Source organism: Bacillus sonorensis NBRC 101234 = KCTC 13918 (assembly GCF_001592005.1).
In the GTDB taxonomy this organism is placed as follows: domain Bacteria; phylum Bacillota; class Bacilli; order Bacillales; family Bacillaceae; genus Bacillus; species Bacillus sonorensis.
In genome coordinates this window covers 66,073-82,939 of the sequence record NZ_BCVZ01000006.1, presented here as the reverse complement: position 1 = coordinate 82,939, position 16,867 = coordinate 66,073, and the positions used below count along the sequence as shown (strand labels likewise).

The window sequence follows — 16,867 nt, the reverse complement described above, 5'->3', positions numbered from 1 at the left end:
TGTTATTGCCCTTCTGCAGCAGAAATCGAATAGAGATCCATTAATCTCGCCAGGTTCGCCTTCGCATCATACCCTCTTTCGGCCAGACCGCTTTGAATCTCAGACCATGACGGCTTTTCCGTCTGCGCCGCCCGGCTGATCTCCTCCGTCCACCGTTCAAACCCCGCTTCAAGACTGAGCCGCTTCAATAAGCCGATCCCCATATCGGTTTCCTCTGTGATTCTGTCCGAGACGACGCAGGGCAGGCCTGAAGCCTGTGCTTCCACTAGAACGAGCGGCAGTCCTTCAAACAAGGACGGCATTACGAATACGTCAAACGTCCGCATCAGAGCAGGGATATCCTCAACGACGCCGAGAAATAAGATATCGTTTTCCAACCCCAGCTCAGCCGCCTGTTCTTCCATTTGTCTGCGCAGCGGCCCGTCGCCCGCGAGCACCGCCTGAAAGGGCGTCTCCGCTTTTTTAAACCGAACGGCGAGCTCAAGCAAAAAAGGGTGGTTTTTTTGCTCGAAGAACCGTCCGACATGTCCGATCACAAGCACGTTTTCCCGAATGCCGAACCTTTGTTTCATGACGGCTTTTGAGCGGCTGTTCGCCTCTTGAAAACGGTCAAGGTCAATGCCGTTTTGCAGAAGATGAACCGCGTTTTTGCGCATCTTATTTCCGCCGAACAAAAAGCGTCCGGCATCTTTGCCGCATGCACAAAGAGCGGTGGAGCACGAGAACATGAACCGCCGGAACAAATGAAGCTGCAATGTGTCCAACAGGCGCGGATTCGGCTTCCAGGCCGTATTGTGAGAATGGCAGATGCGGACCGGGACACCGGCAAGCTTAGCCGCCAGAGCGGCGAAACCCGTCTGAAAATCAGTGTGGGCGTGAACAGCTGCAAACGGTCCATTCTCGATCAAAATCTCCCTGATGTTTTTGAGATAGGAAAGAAGGCCGGCGCTGCCGATGCTCGGCACATAAAACACGCGCCCGCCAAGCGATATGATCTCCGGATCATAGTCACATGTTTCCTCCCGGTGGGAAATAAAATCAAATTGAACGCGGCGCCTGTCAGTATGGCGGTACATGTTCATAATCATCGTCTCCGCACCCCCGCGGTTCATTCCGCTTACGATGTGAAGCACCCGTTTTGGTCTCTCGCTTCTGTCATTCATGTTTTACGACCCCTCCGCCTTCATTCATCAATCTTTTTTTATGGTATTTGTTCATGATAAACGGAGGCATGAGCCCCCTGATGATCGGTTTCAAAATGTAGGCATAATCGGAGAGCGGCAGCTTCAGCCGTCTGCACGCATCATAGACGATAAACGCATTATCGATGGAATAGCTGAGCTTTCTCCTTTTGAACGCCGATTCGTCTTCCCTGACTTTGTACAAAGCCTCCTGAAGATTGTAGCCTCTATATCCGGCTTCAAAAAACCGGAGCCATAAATCGATGTCTTCCATTCGTCTCGTCCGTCTTCCGACGCGGTAGCCTTTCAAGGCCTGATAAGCTTCCGCCCTCATCATGATCGTCGCATGGCAAAACGGCGTTCCTTTTGCCATGATTCTCGGGGCAGGTGAAGGGGGCATCATTCTGACGCCTCTGACGCCGTTTTCATCAAAAGCGATCATCCCGCTTCCGACGACCTGATAATGGGACTGCGTTTCTAAAAATGCGACCTGTTTTTCAAAGCGGCGCTGCAAAGAAATGTCATCCCCGTCCTGGCGCGCGATATATTTCCCCCCGGCATATTGGAGGCAGTGGTTTAATGAAGCGGCAAGCCGCTTGTTTTTCTTATTTCTGATCAGCCTGATTTTATCGCTGTAATGGTCGGCATACTGTCTGGCGATCTCATACGTCCGATCTGATGAAGCATCATCGCAGATGATCAGCTCCCAATTTTTATAGGTTTGGCTCAAAATTGACTCAATGCTTTCAGCAAGCGTGTCTTCGCAATTGTAGACTCCCATAATGACAGATACTTTCGGCTTTTGTCGGCTTGTCATCCTTCCAGCCTCCTTTCAGCTGCTTGTTTTTTCATAAAGGAAGAATAAATCCCGGCCATCTCCTTTACCGTGCGCTGCTGAGAATAAACGGCAGCCGTTTTTCTTCCCTCTTCCCCCATCTGTTTTTGCAAGCGGTCAGAATGGTAAAGCTGCAAAAGGCGCTCGCTGAAGGTTTGGGCGTCTCCCTGCGGAATCAGAAAACCGTTCACCCCGTCTTTGATGAATTCGCGATGGCCGCGGTTGTCTGTGGCAACGGCCGGCTTACCGGCTGCCATTCCTTCAAGCAGATTCATGCCGAGTCCTTCCCTTCTGCTCGAAGCGACAGATACATCGGCAAGCTTGATCCATTCGTGAATGTCCTTTTGAAATCCCGCAAACGTAATATGGGAAGCGGCCCTTTTTTGTTCGGCCAAGCGGCGGTACTCTTCTTCCATCTGCCCCTTCCCTGCAAAAACAAGGCGCATGTTTGGCATTCTGTCCTTTAGGAGAGCAGCCGCTTCGATTAACAGCGCCTGGTTTTTATTGATGTTCAGCTCGGCCGGATAAATGAGGACAAAGTCGTCTTGATTCAGATCGTATTTTGTTCTGAGCCGCCTTTTTTCCTCTTCATCAACGGGATGAAATCGTCCGGTGTCCACCCCGATTCCGTGGATCTTTTCCGTCCGCATCATCCTTCTGAACCCTTTTGCAAGCTCAAAATCTTCCTGATTGATCGTGATCAGGCAATCCGTCAAAAAAGAAAGCCCCTTTTCAATCGGATAGTATAAAAGCCAATTTTTAAGGGGCGCTCCTTGGCAAAAATGGAAACCGTGAGCGGTATATATCACTGCGGTTCCTTTTTTTCTCCACTTTCGGGCGGCCAGACGGGCCAGAACCCCGCCCATCGGAGTGTGGCAATGGATGATATTGTATTCGTTTTCATCGATGATGCGCCCAAGCTCCCGGCAGGCTTTCAAATTACCCGAGCGAAAAGGCGACCGCTCAATCCCGATATCGAATTGTTGATCGGCAAAAGGAAGCTGCATGCTCCCTTTCGCCGCTGTATGAACATTCCAGCCCTGTTCTTTGAACCATTTAAAATACGGAAGGTGAAATGCTTTGAAGTGATAATCTACCGTCGCGCAAAACAAAACCGTTCCTGTCATGCTCCAACCTCCTAATGCGCTGTCACCAGTTTTTTCTCATGCTGTCCGATAGCGCTGAACAACCGGTCTCTCAGCTCGCAGTCCGACAGATACATGAACTCTTCCATAAATGTTTTAAGTACTGTCCATTCAGCATCGACCGCCTTGCCGACATGAATTTTCGGAAACACCTGTTCAGCCAGCACTTCATTTTGGTTGAGCAGCTCTTCATACATTTTTTCGCCCGGGCGTATGCCGGTAAATTCGATTTTGATCTGGTCTGTCGTGTAGCCTGACAGCTGAATCAGATTTTTGGCAAGATCGACGATTTTCACCGGATCTCCCATATCAAGCACGAATATCTGTCTTCCTTTGGCAAGCGCCCCCGCTTGAATGACAAGCCTTGAAGCCTCCGGGATCGTCATAAAATACCGGGTCATATCCTGGTGTGTAACGGTTACCGGTCCGCCTTTCGCGATTTGCTTTTTGAAAATCGGGATGACGCTTCCCCTGCTGCCGAGCACATTGCCGAAGCGGACGGCGACGAATTTGGTTTTGCTCGTTTTGCCGAGATTCATAATCAGCATTTCCGCAAACCGCTTTGTCGCGCCCATGATATTGGCGGGATTGACCGCTTTGTCGGACGAAATGAGGACAAATGTTTCCACCCCTGCCTGATCAGCCGCTTCAGCAACGTTTTTAGTGCCGAGAATATTGTTTTTAACCGCTTCTTTCGGACATTTTTCCATCAGCGGGACATGCTTGTGTGCAGCGGCATGGTAAATGACATTCGGCTTATAGCGCTCGATCAGCAAAAACATTTTCTCTCTGTCCTGAATGTCGGCGATCTCGGGATAATAGCTGACATTGGTTCCGAATTTCTCTGTTAACTCAAGCAATATAGAGTGGATGCTGTTTTCTCCATGGCCGACCAAAATAATCGATTTCGGTTTAAATTTGCTGATCTGCCGGCAGATTTCCGAGCCGATCGATCCTCCCGCACCTGTGACAAGAACGACGCGGTCTTTCACCGTATTGGAGATTTCGCTCGTATCAAGCTGAACAGGCTCCCTTCCGAGGAGATCCTCTGCCTTGACTTCACGGAGCTGATCAACAGGGTGTCTGCCAAGCAAAATCTCATCGATCTTCGGCATGATTTGCGTTTTCACGCCCGTTTGTGCGCACGCTTTATACATCTCCTGCATTTGGGAGACCGTTAAGGACGGAATGGCGATGATGATCATGTCAATATTCATTTGCCGGACCGCGTGAACAATCTCATCTTTTCCTCCCAAAACGGGGAGGCCCATGATTTCAAGCCTGTGCTTCGTTTTGTCATCATCAATAAAAGCGACGGGTTCGATATTCAATTCGTGTTTCTGGAAAAGCTGTTTCGCGATTAAACTGCCGGCTGAGCCGGCGCCGATGATAAGGGCTCTGGCAGATTCCTTGCTTCCTTTGTTCACCTGCTCCCTGATAATCCGCCACATCATTCGCGATCCGCCGATCAAAAGCAATTGAAAAAGCCAGCTTAAACACAGCAGACGGACCGGAACGTTTTGAAAGAACAGCAATTCAATGAACACCGCCGCCAAATGGGATAGTGTAATTGATTTTAATAAGACGCATAACTCCCCAACGCTCGCATATTCCCAAACTTTTTTATAAAGATGAAAGCAATGGGCAAATAAATGCTGGGCGCCGAGCAGAATCAGCGAGGTCATCAGCAGCATTTCTGAAGGGTATAGTTCATATGATGGCAAAATCAGCTGATACCCGATAAAAATGGACAGCAAAACCAGGTATGAATCTAGTGCGGTGATGATGGAAAGCCTTCTCCGGTATGTCAATTTCCTACCTCCTCATGTATCTTACTAGCTGCCGGGATTTTTCCAGGCAAAATCCCATCAGCTAAAAAGATACGAACGAATGAATCGAAATCAAAAGTACATACAATAAAATGGGCATTTAACCCGCCCTCACGCCCAGCCATCGATGACTTGCATCTAAGGCAGCTGCAGAAGCTGCCCACGGTAGAGCCGAGTGCCCCCATTGATAAAGGTAAGGAAGACATCACCTTTTCCCGGCCATATGCGGCGGGTCTGAACCGTTAATAGTTATATTGACGCGCTTTTTTTACTTTCCTTCCGTTTAAGACGGCGCCAAGCAGCTCGCTTTTGGAGGAATTGAGCGCATCTCTTGCCTTAATCGCATTATCAAGCTTTGTTTTTCCGCTCAAGATGACAAGGATGCTCCCATCCACCTGATTCGCCAGGATTTGCGCATCGGCAACCGGTAAAAGCGGAGGAGAATCGAGAATCACAAGATCATATTGCTTGTACGCTTCTTCAAGCAGGTCCTCCATCGCCTGTGATGATAATAGTTCAGCCGGGTTCGGCGGGATCGGTCCGCTTGTCAGCACATGGAGATTTTCCGCCTGGCTTTGCTGAACAACGTTTTCCAGATACGATTTTCTCATCAGCACGTTCGTAACGCCGCAATGGTTATCAAGCTCAAAAATTTTGTGGATCGTCGGCTTTCTTATGTCCGCGTCTATGAGAAGAACCTTTTTTTCCTGCTGTGAAAAAACGACCGCCAGGTTAGCGGCGGAGAACGACTTGCCTTCTCCCGGGAGACCCGACGTGATCAATAATGATCTGAACGGCTTTTCAAAAGAAGAAAACTCGATGTTCGTCCGGATCGTCCGATATTGTTCGACAATGGGTGTATTTGGCTGATGCAAAGCGACTAGCGCCGACTCGTATTTTCTCGAGCGTTTTTTTCTAATACCCAAGCGGCTCACTCCTTCCCGTTTTCACACGAATGTTCATATTGTGGTCTCCCCTGTAGCTGATTTTTTTGTTTTTCATTTGTTCAATGCTTCCCAAGTAAATGAATCCCGCCTCTTTCTCAACCTGTGACGGCCGCGTTACCGTATCATCGAGAAAATCAAGGAAAAACGCTAAAGCGATTCCGGCCATTAAGGCCGCGCCAAATGAAAGCAAAATATTCATTTTGTAGTTCGGCTTGACCGGTGTCGGCGAATCGACGATGTCCGCTTTTGAGAGAACGGTTACACGATCGGTGTTCATAATCTTTTTAATTTCTTTCTTGAGAACAGCCGTTAGCGTGTTCGCTATATTAGCCGCTCTTTCCTGGCTTTTGTCCTGAACCGTGATGTTGATAATCTCTGATTCACTTTCACTGCTCGTCACGATTTTTTCTTTCAAGCTGCCGACAGAATCCTGTAAATGAAGCTCTTCCTTTACTTGCCCCAGAATCACCGGATTTTTCAAAAGCGCTTGAAATGTCCGTGTATATTGAAGGTTGATTTGAATATCGCTGAAAGTGGCACTCCCTTTTTTCTCACCGACTTGATGAACCAAAACCTGTGTCGAAGCCTGATAGACAGGTGTCAGCACAAAGAATTGAAAGATGCCGCTGATCAGTGTTACGCCGATTGTCAAAACAAGAATAAGAACAGTTCTTTTCCGCAATATTGCAATCAATTCTTTAAAATCCATGTTTTCCTTCATGCTTGACTGCCTCCTCAGGAACACCGTTTGTTAATGATTGGATTATAAAAGAAAAAATTTGAATTGAAAAATGCTGAATTTAGCTATATAGTTCTCTTTAGAGAACAAATCCGTTCGTTTTCTTTTGTTTTCTGTCGATATCTTAAATTTTTGAATTTTATAAAGAACAAATTATTTCTTATAATGAACAAGAAAGCGTTTTTAACTGAATGGTCACGGGAAAGGGGAGGATGAATATGATCGGGAAGGTCATCCGGATGTACCGTAAAAGAAAAGGCTATTCCATTAATCAACTTGCAGATATTGCAGGCGTCTCAAAATCGTATTTAAGCAAAATCGAACGCGGAGTTCACAGAAATCCTTCTGTCGAATTTCTCAAAAAAGTCTCGCGTGCACTGAAAGTGGAACTAAAAGAGCTGTTTGATACAGAAGTAATGCTTTACCGGCGGGCCGAACATGAAGATGAATGGAGAACCCATTTGGTAGAGGCCGTTCAGGCGGGGATGAATCAGGAAGAACTGTTTCAATTTACGCACCGCCTCAAGCAGAAAAAGAAAGAACGGACCTTTTTCCGAAGCAGAGAGCTTACACAGGCCAACATCGAAGAATGGAGAGCGCTTATGGCGGAGGCGAAGGAATTGGGATTGACGGTTCAGGAGGTAGAGGCCTTCTTGGTGAGAACGAGAAACCATTAGTCTGTACAGCACTCATTCCGATTTTATATAACGAAGAGCATTGGACGGTGAACATCCAATTCGAAACTACCAAAAATTCGCAATAGTGAAATATTGGAATAGCAAAAATGACATGCGTCTTTTGCTCTGTTTTTACCTGTTTGCCTTATGTACAATCAGCTATTCATGACGGTCTTTTAGCCAATTATGGTGAAAAGACTTTTGACTCATGTTTATTTATAAATGAAGAAACTCGACTCGGGCATCCTCCTTACACAGCAAAAACCGATATTCCCGTTAAACGGGGTGATGTTAGTCACCGGCAACCGGATGAAGGACAGGCCTTGAGCATAATTGTTGTACCAAACCCGATATTTGAATTAATCTGAATAAAATGGAAAGCAGGTGATGAATAAATGAAAGTATTAGTACTGGCGGTTCACCCAAACATGGAACAGTCCGTGGTGAATAAGACGTTTGTGGAAGAACTGAAAGGCGAACCCGATATCACGGTCCGTGAACTATATCAAGAATATCCTGATGAGGTTATTGATGTGGAAAAAGAGCAGCGGCTCCTGGAAGAACACGACCGGATCGTGTTTCAATTTCCTCTTTATTGGTACAGTTCACCGCCGCTTTTGAAAAAATGGCTGGATCATGTCCTGCTTTACGGCTGGGCTTATGGAACAAACGGCACTGCGCTTCGCGGCAAGGAATTCATGGTCGCAGTTTCCGCGGGAGCTCCTGAAGAAGCCTATCAGGCAGGAGGATCGAACCATTACTCCATTAGTGAACTGTTACGCCCTTTTCAGGCGACAAGCAATTTTGTCGGCGCAACCTATCTTCCGCCGCACGTTTTTTACGGGGCCGGTTCAATCGGTGAAAGCGCGCTGGCTGAAAGCGCAAAAACGTACAGAGAACATATTTTGAAGTCATTTTAAATCGAAAAAAGCCCGACTCTGGAAAGTCGGGTTTTGTTATTTCTTCGGCTATCATTCACGTTCATCCATCCACTTTTCCCCCCACATGGCCATCTCCTTAAAAATGCTGTGGAAAGCCTTACCTTTTTCCGTTAAGGCATATTCGACAGTAACAGGAACGGTCGGGAACACCTGCCGGGAAATCATTCCGTTTTCTTCAAGGTGTCTCAATGTGTCGGTTAAGCCTTTGGTGTTGACGTTTCCCAAGTTTCTTCTGAGCTCGTTGAATCGCCGCTTGCCCCGGATGAGTTCGGCGAGAACCAAAAATGACCATTTACCCGAGAGAATTTTCAATACATCATGAATTAAAGCAGAGCATTCTTTATGCTGAACAGCTGAATTCATAGCAATTCCTCCATTGCTTCATTCGCCAATTTTGACTTGATCCTACCATATGGACACCAGAGCATTCAAGAGAACGATCTTACGGTTTATTTTTATAAAGCATATATAAAAAAATTGCGTTCTTGTGAAGCCTCCCGGTGGTTGCTATTGTTATATCAAAAAGGAGAAAAAAACATGAAAAAACAATACGCTTCCTTATTTACCCCGTTTACTTTCAAAAACGGAATCCAATTGAAAAATAGAATCATCATGCCGCCAATGGGGCATTCATCCTCATTGCCGGGAGGATTGATTTCCGATGACGAACTGGTCTATTACGCCGCGCGGACAACAGATGTCGGGATGGCCATCACGTCAGCGACAACGATACAGCCCGGAACCGGATTCCCCGGCATCCCCGGAGCTGAACACGATGATCAAATCCCGGGATTAACCAGGCTTGCAGCCACTTTAAAGAAACATGGAGCAAAAGCGATCCTGCAGCTCTTCCATCCCGGAGCCAAAGGTATAGAGCGGACAGTCAGCGCCAGCGCCGTCGCTCCAAATCCGGATGCACCGGTGCCAAGGGCACTATCTGAGCAAGAGATTCAAGAACTTATCCATGCCTTCGGCCAGGCGGCGCGAAGAGCGATCGAAGCCGGGTTTGACGGAGTCGAAATTCACGGCGCAAACGGGTTTCTCGTCCATCAGTTCTTCTCTCCTTATTACAACCGGCGCAATGACAGCTGGGGCGGCACTTTAGAGAAACGGATGAGATTCCCGCTTCAGATTATAGAAGAAATCAGACGCGTAGCGGAAAGCTGTCATCAGCCATCCTTTATCATCGGCTACAAATTTTCGCCCGAAGAGCCGGAAACGCCCGGAATCACGATGGATCAAACGCTGTATTTCGTCAATGTACTGCAAAAACAAGCATTGGATTACCTGCACGTATCTCTTGTTGATTTCCGGTCTTTGCCGCGCCGGGGTGCAGACAGATCCCGCACGCGGATGGAACTGATCAAAGAAACCGTCCAAGACCGCATTCCCCTGATCGGAGCCGGGCAAGTACGCATACCGGAAGATGCCGTTCAAGCGCTGAAAACAGGAGCCGATCTCATCGGAATCGGACGGGGTCTCCTGATGGATCCGGAGTGGCTTCAAAAAGTCCAAGCCGGGAAAGAGGCCGATATTCAAACAACTCTGTCAAGACATGATCAGCGAAAGCTCGTGATTCCAGACGCCTTTTGGGAAAATATCCCGATGTACATTGATTTCAATGATTAACGATTTGACCCCTTATATAGACTATAGATTCATATGAAAATAGAGTCTTTTTGCTTACAACCAATGTCAATTGCAAAAATATGTATGGGAAAAGAGGAGCTTAGACCAGTTGAGTCCATGACCCGATTATATTAGAATGATGGTAATTCAATAACGTCGGGATTGTTACTGTTTAAACAGGCAAGACCTAAAATGTGTGAAGGGCAAAGTCCATCTTTTTGCCGTACATAGCCTTACACATTTTAGGTCTTTTTTCTGTTCTCTTAAGGGTTTGGAGAAACCGGCAGCAATCCTGCGGATAGGGGTGATAATGGGCCAACGTTATGTTTTAGACATGCACACCATCATGAAAATGAAAAAAAGGGAGGAATTTCGATGAACATCAAAAAGATTGCAAAACAAGCCGCAGCCTTAACCTTTGCAACCGCACTGCTGACAGGAGGCGCGTCACAAGCTTTTGCCAAAGAAAGCGGAACAAAAGATTACAAGAAAAGCTACGGATTTTCTCATATTACAAGACATGACATGTTGAAAATTCCCGAGCAGCAAAAGAGCGAACAATTTAAAGTCCCTCAATTTGATCCGGAATCTATCAAAAACATCCCTTCTGCAAAAGGGTATGACCGCTCGGGAAATTTAATTGATTTAGACGTGTGGGACAGCTGGCCGCTGCAAAATGCCGATGGAACGGTTGCAACCTACCATGGCTATCACCTTGTTTTCGCCTTGGCGGGAGACCCGAAAGACGTCGATGACACGTCTATCTACCTATTCTACCAAAAGAAAGGCGATACATCCATCAACAGCTGGAAAAACGCCGGCAGAGTGTTTAAGGACAGCGATAAATTCGTTCCTGACGATCCGTACCTTAAACATCAAACACAAGAATGGTCAGGTTCTGCAACATTAACAAAAGACGGAAAAGTCCGCTTGTTCTACACAGCTTTCTCAGGCACGCAATACGGCAAACAAACATTGACAACGGCGCAAGTTAATTTTTCTCAGCCGGATTCCGACACTCTCAAAATTGAAGGTGTGGAAGATTACAAATCAGTATTTGACGGTGCTGACGGTACAGTCTACCAAAACGTTCAACAATTCATTGATGAAGGAAACTACAGCTCCGGCGACAACCACACGCTGAGAGACCCTCATTATGTGGAAGACCGCGGCCACAAATATCTTGTGTTTGAAGCCAATACAGGAACAAAAACAGGGTATCAAGGCGAGGATTCTCTTTTTAACAGAGCTTACTACGGCGGAGGTAAATCCTTCTTCAAAAAAGAAAGCAGCAAACTCCTGCAAGGGGCGAATAAAAAGAATGCTTCCTTAGCCAATGGCGCACTCGGATTCATTGAATTAAATGATGATTACACATTGAAAAAAGTCAAAAAGCCATTGATTGCTTCCAATACGGTAACAGATGAGATCGAACGCGCCAACCTATTTAAAATGAATGGCAAATGGTATCTGTTCACAGATTCAAGAGGCTCAAAAATGACGATCGACGGCATCGGTTCAAAGGACATCTATATGCTCGGATATGTATCAGATTCACTAACCGGACCGTTCAAGCCGTTAAACAAATCTGGACTCGTTTTACACATGGATCAGGATTACAATGACATCACATTCACTTATTCACACTTTGCGGTGCCGCAAGCCAAAGGCAACCAGGTCGTGATCACAAGCTATATCACAAACAGAGGAATTTCGAACGAGCATCACGCGACGTTTGCGCCAAGCTTCTTGCTGAACATCAAAGGATCAAAAACATCCGTTGTTCAAAACAGCATTCTTGAACAAGGACAATTAACAATAAATGAATAACCAAAAAAAGAAAATGCCGATTATGACCGGCATTTTCTTTCGTATGTCATCTCAGAATTAAAGCGGGGAATGAGTTTGAATCAAAAAATGTTTGTTTTAAGCATTTGTGCCGGCATCTTCATGGCCATGCTGTTGCCGGCCAGCCAAACGGAAAAAACGGAAAAAACACAAAAAACTCAATCAGGATCTACGTATCGTGCCGCATTTCATTTAACCACTCCCGACAAATGGAAAAATGATCCCCAGAAGCCTGTTTATTTTAATGGAAAGTACCACTACTATTATCTCTATAACCGCGATTATCCGAAAGGAAATGGAACGGAGTGGCGCCATGCGTCATCAAGCGATTTGGTGCACTGGGAGGATGAGGGGGTTGCCATTCCTAAATATACAAATAAAAATGGTGACCCATGGTCCGGATCTGTCGTTGTTGATTCGAACAACACAGCCGGTTTTGGAAAAGGAGCGATCGTGGCCATTATGACGCAGCCATCTGCGGACAGCGGCAAAGAAGAACAATTTTTATGGTACAGCACAAACGGAGGAAAAACGTTTGCTCCTTACGGGGAAAAACCGGTATTGGCAAACCCTGGTTCGGTTGATTTCAGAGATCCGAAAGTGATCTGGGACGAGCAGGAGCAAAAATGGGTCATGGCGCTCGCGGAAGGAACGAAAATCGGTTTTTATGAATCTCGGAATTTAAAGGAATGGCGCTACACAGGCGGATTTCAGACGAACAACATCGGCATTGTGGAATGTCCTGATCTCTTCAAGATGCGGGCAAATGACGGGACATACAAGTGGGTGCTCGGCGCGAGTGCCAATGCCAAGCCTTCCGGAAAACCGAATACATTTGCATATTGGACCGGAAGCTATAACGGAAAGGATTTTGCTGCAGATCACGAAGAACCGCAATGGCTTGATTACGGATTCGACTGGTATGCAGGCGTGACGTTTGAAGACGGTGAGTCAAGCGATAAATATGCGAAACGGTACGCACTGGCCTGGATGAATAATTGGGATTATTCAAATGATACGCCGACAGAGCAAGAAGGGTTTAACGGAACTGATTCGATCGTGCGGCAGCTTCAATTAAAACATTATGAAGATAATATATACAGCCTGGCGTCACAGCCCATCAGCCAATTAGACAAATTAACCGTTTCAACCGAATATGATGAAAAAATTAAGGTCAATGGATCAAAAACGCTTCCCGTCAAAGGCGATACTTACCGGCTCGATGCTGATATCTCATGGTCTGATATCAAAAACGTTGGCATCAGACTGAGGGAATCGGAAAATCAAAAACGACACATTGATGCGGGCATTTTTGTCCAAGGCGGATATTCTTATGTCAACAGAGGTTTCACAGGACAGCCCGACAGCACCCGAACTTATCTAGAAAGCAGAGCGCCCTTTGATGCAAGCAAAAAGAAGGCCCATATAACGGTCATCGTTGATAAAACGACGGTAGAACTGTTTATAGACGACGGCCGGATCACTCAGTCAAATCAGGCTTTTCCCAAGTTACATGATAAAGGGATCACGCTTTTTACCGAAAACGGGACGGCTGTCTTTGAACATTTAACAGTTAAACATTTTGAATGACAAAAACAGGTGCTGCTTAGACAGGCACCTGTTTTTTTGCACCGCATGAGTAGTGGCGCGCGAAAAACACGTTCAGAAATATTCAGCACCGCATGGACGGGTTAACAAACGGGGCCCCTGTGCTGACGGTAGTTCACCCTGCCTGCAATTACCGAACTCTTTCCGTGTTCCATTCCTTTAAACGCGGCATGGACGACCTCAATCGGCGACATCCGTTTGCGGGTAAATGATTCATCTGCTCCAGATGCGCTGAAAAACGCAGTGTCCGTCTCCCCCGGACATAAGGCCAGCACTTTTACGCCGTTACCTCGGTTTACTGGTTTACTGCCCATAAAGCTTCAGCAAAAGACAGCACATACGCTTTTGTTGCCGCATAGACGGCCATATAAGGCGCAGGCTGAAAAGCGGTAAGAGAAGCAACATTCACAATGATGCCGTTTTTACTCTCGCTCATGCCTCTGATCAGCTGATGCGTCAAATCCGTGAGTGACGCAACATTCAGCTGGATTTCTTGTAATAAACGCGCGCGTGAATTGTGTTTAACCACCCCTTGCATGCAGAAGCCGCATTATTAATCAAAATATCAACCTGCAGGCCCCCGGCGTTTTACTTCCTCCTCGAGTTTTCCAGGGGCGTCGCCTGCCGAAAGATCAATCGGAATGGGCACAGCTTTTATATTGTGCGCTGTTTCCAGTTCGACGGCAAGCTTCTCCAGTTTATCGTGCGAACGGGCTGCTACAATGAGATGACTCCCTTTTTTGGCAAGCTCACAGGCAAAGGCTTCACCGATCCCTGAAGAGGCGCCGGTGACCAGAGCGGTTTTGATTTCACAGGCAATTCAAGTAAAAAGAGGGGCCCGGCTATGATATGATGAAATATGCAAATTTGCACCTCGTGAGATGTAAATAGTAAATGATATGTTTAGAAAGGGCCCTAAAACATGACAATTGATTTTTTAAACGGATATTTGAAGGCAATGGAAGAAGTAAATCATAGAACAAACCATGGGTACACGTTTGAAATGAGAAAAATGGAAGACAAACACGATTTGCACGCTTCCATTATAGACGCTTTCACCTTTCAAGGTGTGACAGATGTATTAGGGTATAAACCCTGTTCAAAAGAAACATTAATAAAAGCAATCAATTACTGGTTTTTTGAAAAAGAAAATGAAACAAAAGGCGAAAAATCCATTGACGAAGACGATCAAACTCAAGCATTCGTTCAGCACCTGTTTCAATTTCTAAGCGATGATGTGCAAATATATGAATTAGAATCCGAGTGCGGTGTGTTTTTTATGTATTGCACCAACTTTGTCTTCGTTGGGTCCGATTCAGTGTATGCGCTTGAATTGGGTGTGAATGATTAAAGCTGTTAAAATGGTCCTGGGAGGGGAATTCAATTGGAAACGTACAAAAGTAAAATCAAACAGCTGTTAAAAGAACATCAGCGTGAGCACACGTTTGAGAAGCAAAGCGAAGAAGTGATTCAAGAAACGGAAAAAAAGCTTCAGGTGACATTTCCCCAGAGCTTCAAATGGTTTTTAAAAGAATTCGGCGGCGGGGGCGATGGAATTGACTTGAACGGGTGCAGTGACATATTGGCAGATCACCAATCCTTTAAGTCTTTTCACATTCCAAAAGGGTACGTCGTCATCCAGGATGTTGACGAATACTGTTATTGTCTTGATACCGAAAAGATGAAGGATGGCGAGTGTCCCGTTGTCAATTGGAGCGCGTATGAAGAAGGAATCTACCATACAGCCGATCATTTTTACGAATTTATCCTGGAAGAAATTGAAAACGCGATCGACAATGACTGGTTTGACATATGAGATGCCTTCATTGCTAAAAAAAAAGACAAGGACGGCACTTCGCCTAATCCTTGTCTTTTTTCGATTGTATATGACGCGCTCGGAGGGATTCGAACCCCCGGCAGACGTGGTACCGGAAACCACCGCTCTATCCAGCTGAGCTACGAGCGCATAATATTCTTTAACGTCAGCAATTTATATTATAAGGGCTTATCTACAAGAAGTCAATCACAATATCATTTAAAATCGCCTTTATATTTATGACAGTACCGGTCTGCCCTGCCTGTTTGAATTTCTTCAAAAGTGGGAAACATAATGCTCAGTATGTCTTTTTCATGAAGGCTGCTTTTTGTTTGACCTTTATTGACCAAAAATGTATGATTAAACTACATACTTACCTTTTAAGGTGAAGGAGGAGCATTATGAATTTAATACCTACAGTCATTGAACAGACGAATCGCGGGGAAAGAGCTTATGACATCTACTCACGCCTGCTGAAAGACCGTATCATCATGCTGGGGTCAGCTATCGATGACAATGTTGCGAACTCCATTGTATCACAGCTTTTATTCCTTGAAGCTGAAGATCCTGAAAAAGATATCAGCATTTACATTAACAGCCCGGGCGGTTCTATTACTGCCGGTATGGCGATCTATGACACGATGCAATTTATTAAACCGCAAGTTTCCACAATTTGCACGGGAATGGCGGCGTCCATGGGTGCATTCCTTCTTGCTGCCGGTGAGAAAGGAAAACGCTATGCCCTTCCAAACAGTGAAGTGATGATTCACCAGCCGCTGGGCGGAGCGCAAGGCCAGGCGACTGAAATCGAAATCGCGGCAAAACGTATTCTTTCATTGCGCGACAAACTGAACAAAATCCTTTCTGAACGCACCGGCCAGCCGCTCGAAATCATCGAGCGCGATACGGACCGCGACAACTTCAAAACAGCTGAAGAAGCCAAAGAATATGGCTTAATCGATAAAGTGCTGACGCGCAACATCGATGCGCAAAAGTAAGCAGCAACAAGAGCTGCCGGAGCGATCCGGCGGCTCTTTCTTTTTTACGGACCAAACGGACTGTCATACTCCATCCGTTTTGCCGTTTGCCTTGCCGTTTCTTCACCGAGAAGCCGTTTGACGATATGAAAAGACATGTTGATCCCTGCCGATATGCCGCCTGATGTGACGATATTTCCTTCATCAACGAATTTCACGCCCCGAACCACGTTCACTTCCGGAAACTCCTGCTCGAGCCTGTCATAGCTCGCCCAATGCGTTGTCGCGCTTTTTCCGTGTAATAATCCCGCTTTTGCCAAAAGGAGCGCTCCTGTGCATACGGACAGCAAAAGCTCTGTATGTTCGGCTTCTTTTTTGATCCAGCCGATGAGCCGGTCATTATGTACTTCTCGGTTTCTGGCGCCCGGTCCGCCCGGAATGATCAATATATCAAAACGCGGCGCATTCTCGATTGAAAAATCAGGCACGACCGTCAAGCCGTTTCTTGCCGTCACAGCTTCACCTGTTTCAGAGATCGTTTTGACCTCGAACGGCCGCTCTTCCCCTCCATCTTCAGCCGCCGTCACTGAAAACACTTCAAACGGCCCCGCAAAATCCAGCACCTCTACTTCATCAAACAGCAGCAAGCCGGCCTTCCATCTCTTTTTCATCCGCACCATCTCCCTTTTCTTCTT

At 46.3% G+C, this 16,867-nt stretch carries 17 protein-coding genes, 1 tRNA gene and 1 pseudogene; 8 read left to right on the top strand and 11 right to left on the bottom strand.

Annotated features, from left to right (window positions below):
• Positions 1-2: 2 nt before the first annotated feature.
• The 6 genes from BTR1S_RS09815 to BTR1S_RS09790 all read right to left on the bottom strand — a co-directional run bounded on the left by BTR1S_RS09815 (position 3) and on the right by BTR1S_RS09790 (position 6,658).
• Positions 3-1,163: a glycosyltransferase family 1 protein gene (locus BTR1S_RS09815; protein ID WP_029419555.1), complete on the bottom strand. Its 1,161-nt coding sequence runs from the start codon at positions 1,161-1,163 to the stop codon at positions 3-5.
• Positions 1,156-1,998 (bottom strand): glycosyltransferase EpsE, encoded by an 843-nt coding sequence (gene epsE / locus BTR1S_RS09810; RefSeq protein WP_029419556.1) that lies wholly within the window; start codon positions 1,996-1,998, stop codon positions 1,156-1,158. Before epsE ends, BTR1S_RS09815 begins: the two co-directional genes overlap by 8 nt.
• On the bottom strand, positions 1,995-3,143 hold the full coding sequence (locus BTR1S_RS09805; protein ID WP_029419557.1) for a glycosyltransferase family 4 protein: 1,149 nt from the start codon (positions 3,141-3,143) through the stop codon (positions 1,995-1,997). Before BTR1S_RS09805 ends, epsE begins: the two co-directional genes overlap by 4 nt.
• Before the next feature lie 11 nt (positions 3,144-3,154).
• A complete protein-coding gene (locus BTR1S_RS09800; RefSeq protein ID WP_034326684.1) occupies positions 3,155-4,972 on the bottom strand; it encodes a polysaccharide biosynthesis protein in 1,818 nt (605 codons plus the stop codon).
• Between the two features lie 260 nt (positions 4,973-5,232).
• Positions 5,233-5,916, bottom strand: coding sequence for a CpsD/CapB family tyrosine-protein kinase (locus tag BTR1S_RS09795; protein WP_006639172.1), 684 nt, complete (start codon positions 5,914-5,916; stop codon positions 5,233-5,235).
• Entirely contained in the window at positions 5,906-6,658 is a 753-nt protein-coding gene (locus BTR1S_RS09790) for a YveK family protein (protein ID WP_029419559.1), read from the bottom strand. The genes BTR1S_RS09795 and BTR1S_RS09790 overlap by 11 nt, the downstream gene beginning before the upstream one ends.
• A 236-nt stretch (positions 6,659-6,894) precedes the next feature.
• On the opposite strand from BTR1S_RS09790, the gene slrR reads away from it, so the two are divergent.
• Positions 6,895-7,353: an HTH-type transcriptional regulator SlrR gene (slrR, locus tag BTR1S_RS09785; protein WP_006639174.1), complete on the top strand. Its 459-nt coding sequence runs from the start codon at positions 6,895-6,897 to the stop codon at positions 7,351-7,353.
• A gap of 395 nt (positions 7,354-7,748) precedes the next feature.
• The gene (locus BTR1S_RS09780; RefSeq protein WP_006639175.1) at positions 7,749-8,273 is read left to right on the top strand and encodes an NAD(P)H-dependent oxidoreductase; all 525 of its coding nucleotides are present in this window, start codon (positions 7,749-7,751) and stop codon (positions 8,271-8,273) included.
• Positions 8,274-8,324: 51 nt separating this feature from the next.
• Here BTR1S_RS09780 and BTR1S_RS09775 read toward each other — a convergent pair whose 3' ends face one another.
• Entirely contained in the window at positions 8,325-8,657 is a 333-nt protein-coding gene (locus BTR1S_RS09775; RefSeq protein ID WP_006639176.1) for a winged helix-turn-helix transcriptional regulator, read from the bottom strand.
• 174 nt (positions 8,658-8,831) lie between these two features.
• Here BTR1S_RS09775 and BTR1S_RS09770 point away from each other — a divergent pair, with 174 nt between their 5' ends.
• The 3 genes from BTR1S_RS09770 (at position 8,832) to levB (ending at position 13,361) form a co-directional block, all read left to right on the top strand.
• The gene (locus BTR1S_RS09770; RefSeq protein WP_029419560.1) at positions 8,832-9,923 is read left to right on the top strand and encodes an NADH-dependent flavin oxidoreductase; all 1,092 of its coding nucleotides are present in this window, start codon (positions 8,832-8,834) and stop codon (positions 9,921-9,923) included.
• 375 nt (positions 9,924-10,298) lie between these two features.
• On the top strand, positions 10,299-11,753 hold the full coding sequence (gene sacB / locus BTR1S_RS09765; RefSeq protein WP_006639178.1) for a levansucrase: 1,455 nt from the start codon (positions 10,299-10,301) through the stop codon (positions 11,751-11,753).
• Between the two features lie 69 nt (positions 11,754-11,822).
• The gene (gene levB, locus BTR1S_RS09760) at positions 11,823-13,361 is read left to right on the top strand and encodes a glycoside hydrolase family 32 protein (RefSeq protein ID WP_051056695.1); all 1,539 of its coding nucleotides are present in this window, start codon (positions 11,823-11,825) and stop codon (positions 13,359-13,361) included.
• A gap of 101 nt (positions 13,362-13,462) precedes the next feature.
• Here levB and BTR1S_RS22485 read toward each other — a convergent pair whose 3' ends face one another.
• Positions 13,463-13,693: an SDR family oxidoreductase gene (locus tag BTR1S_RS22485; RefSeq protein ID WP_006639180.1), complete on the bottom strand. Its 231-nt coding sequence runs from the start codon at positions 13,691-13,693 to the stop codon at positions 13,463-13,465.
• Positions 13,675-14,151: pseudogene (locus tag BTR1S_RS23210) on the bottom strand (SDR family NAD(P)-dependent oxidoreductase). Before BTR1S_RS23210 ends, BTR1S_RS22485 begins: the two are co-directional and overlap by 19 nt.
• Before the next feature lie 150 nt (positions 14,152-14,301).
• Here BTR1S_RS23210 and BTR1S_RS09750 point away from each other — a divergent pair.
• Both BTR1S_RS09750 and BTR1S_RS09745 read left to right on the top strand, forming a co-directional pair.
• A complete protein-coding gene (locus BTR1S_RS09750) occupies positions 14,302-14,730 on the top strand; it encodes a hypothetical protein (RefSeq protein WP_029419562.1) in 429 nt (142 codons plus the stop codon).
• A gap of 33 nt (positions 14,731-14,763) precedes the next feature.
• Positions 14,764-15,195: an SMI1/KNR4 family protein gene (locus BTR1S_RS09745; protein ID WP_006639183.1), complete on the top strand. Its 432-nt coding sequence runs from the start codon at positions 14,764-14,766 to the stop codon at positions 15,193-15,195.
• A gap of 74 nt (positions 15,196-15,269) precedes the next feature.
• On the opposite strand, the gene BTR1S_RS09740 is transcribed toward BTR1S_RS09745, so the two are convergent.
• Positions 15,270-15,345, bottom strand: a tRNA-Arg gene (locus BTR1S_RS09740).
• Between the two features lie 251 nt (positions 15,346-15,596).
• Between BTR1S_RS09740 and clpP the strand changes: the two genes are divergently transcribed.
• Positions 15,597-16,193, top strand: coding sequence for an ATP-dependent Clp endopeptidase proteolytic subunit ClpP (gene clpP, locus BTR1S_RS09735; protein ID WP_006639184.1), 597 nt, complete (start codon positions 15,597-15,599; stop codon positions 16,191-16,193).
• 44 nt (positions 16,194-16,237) lie between these two features.
• Here the strand turns inward: clpP and BTR1S_RS09730 are convergent, their stop codons facing one another.
• On the bottom strand, positions 16,238-16,843 hold the full coding sequence (locus BTR1S_RS09730; RefSeq protein WP_029419563.1) for a DJ-1/PfpI family protein: 606 nt from the start codon (positions 16,841-16,843) through the stop codon (positions 16,238-16,240).
• Positions 16,844-16,867: the final 24 nt, after the last annotated feature.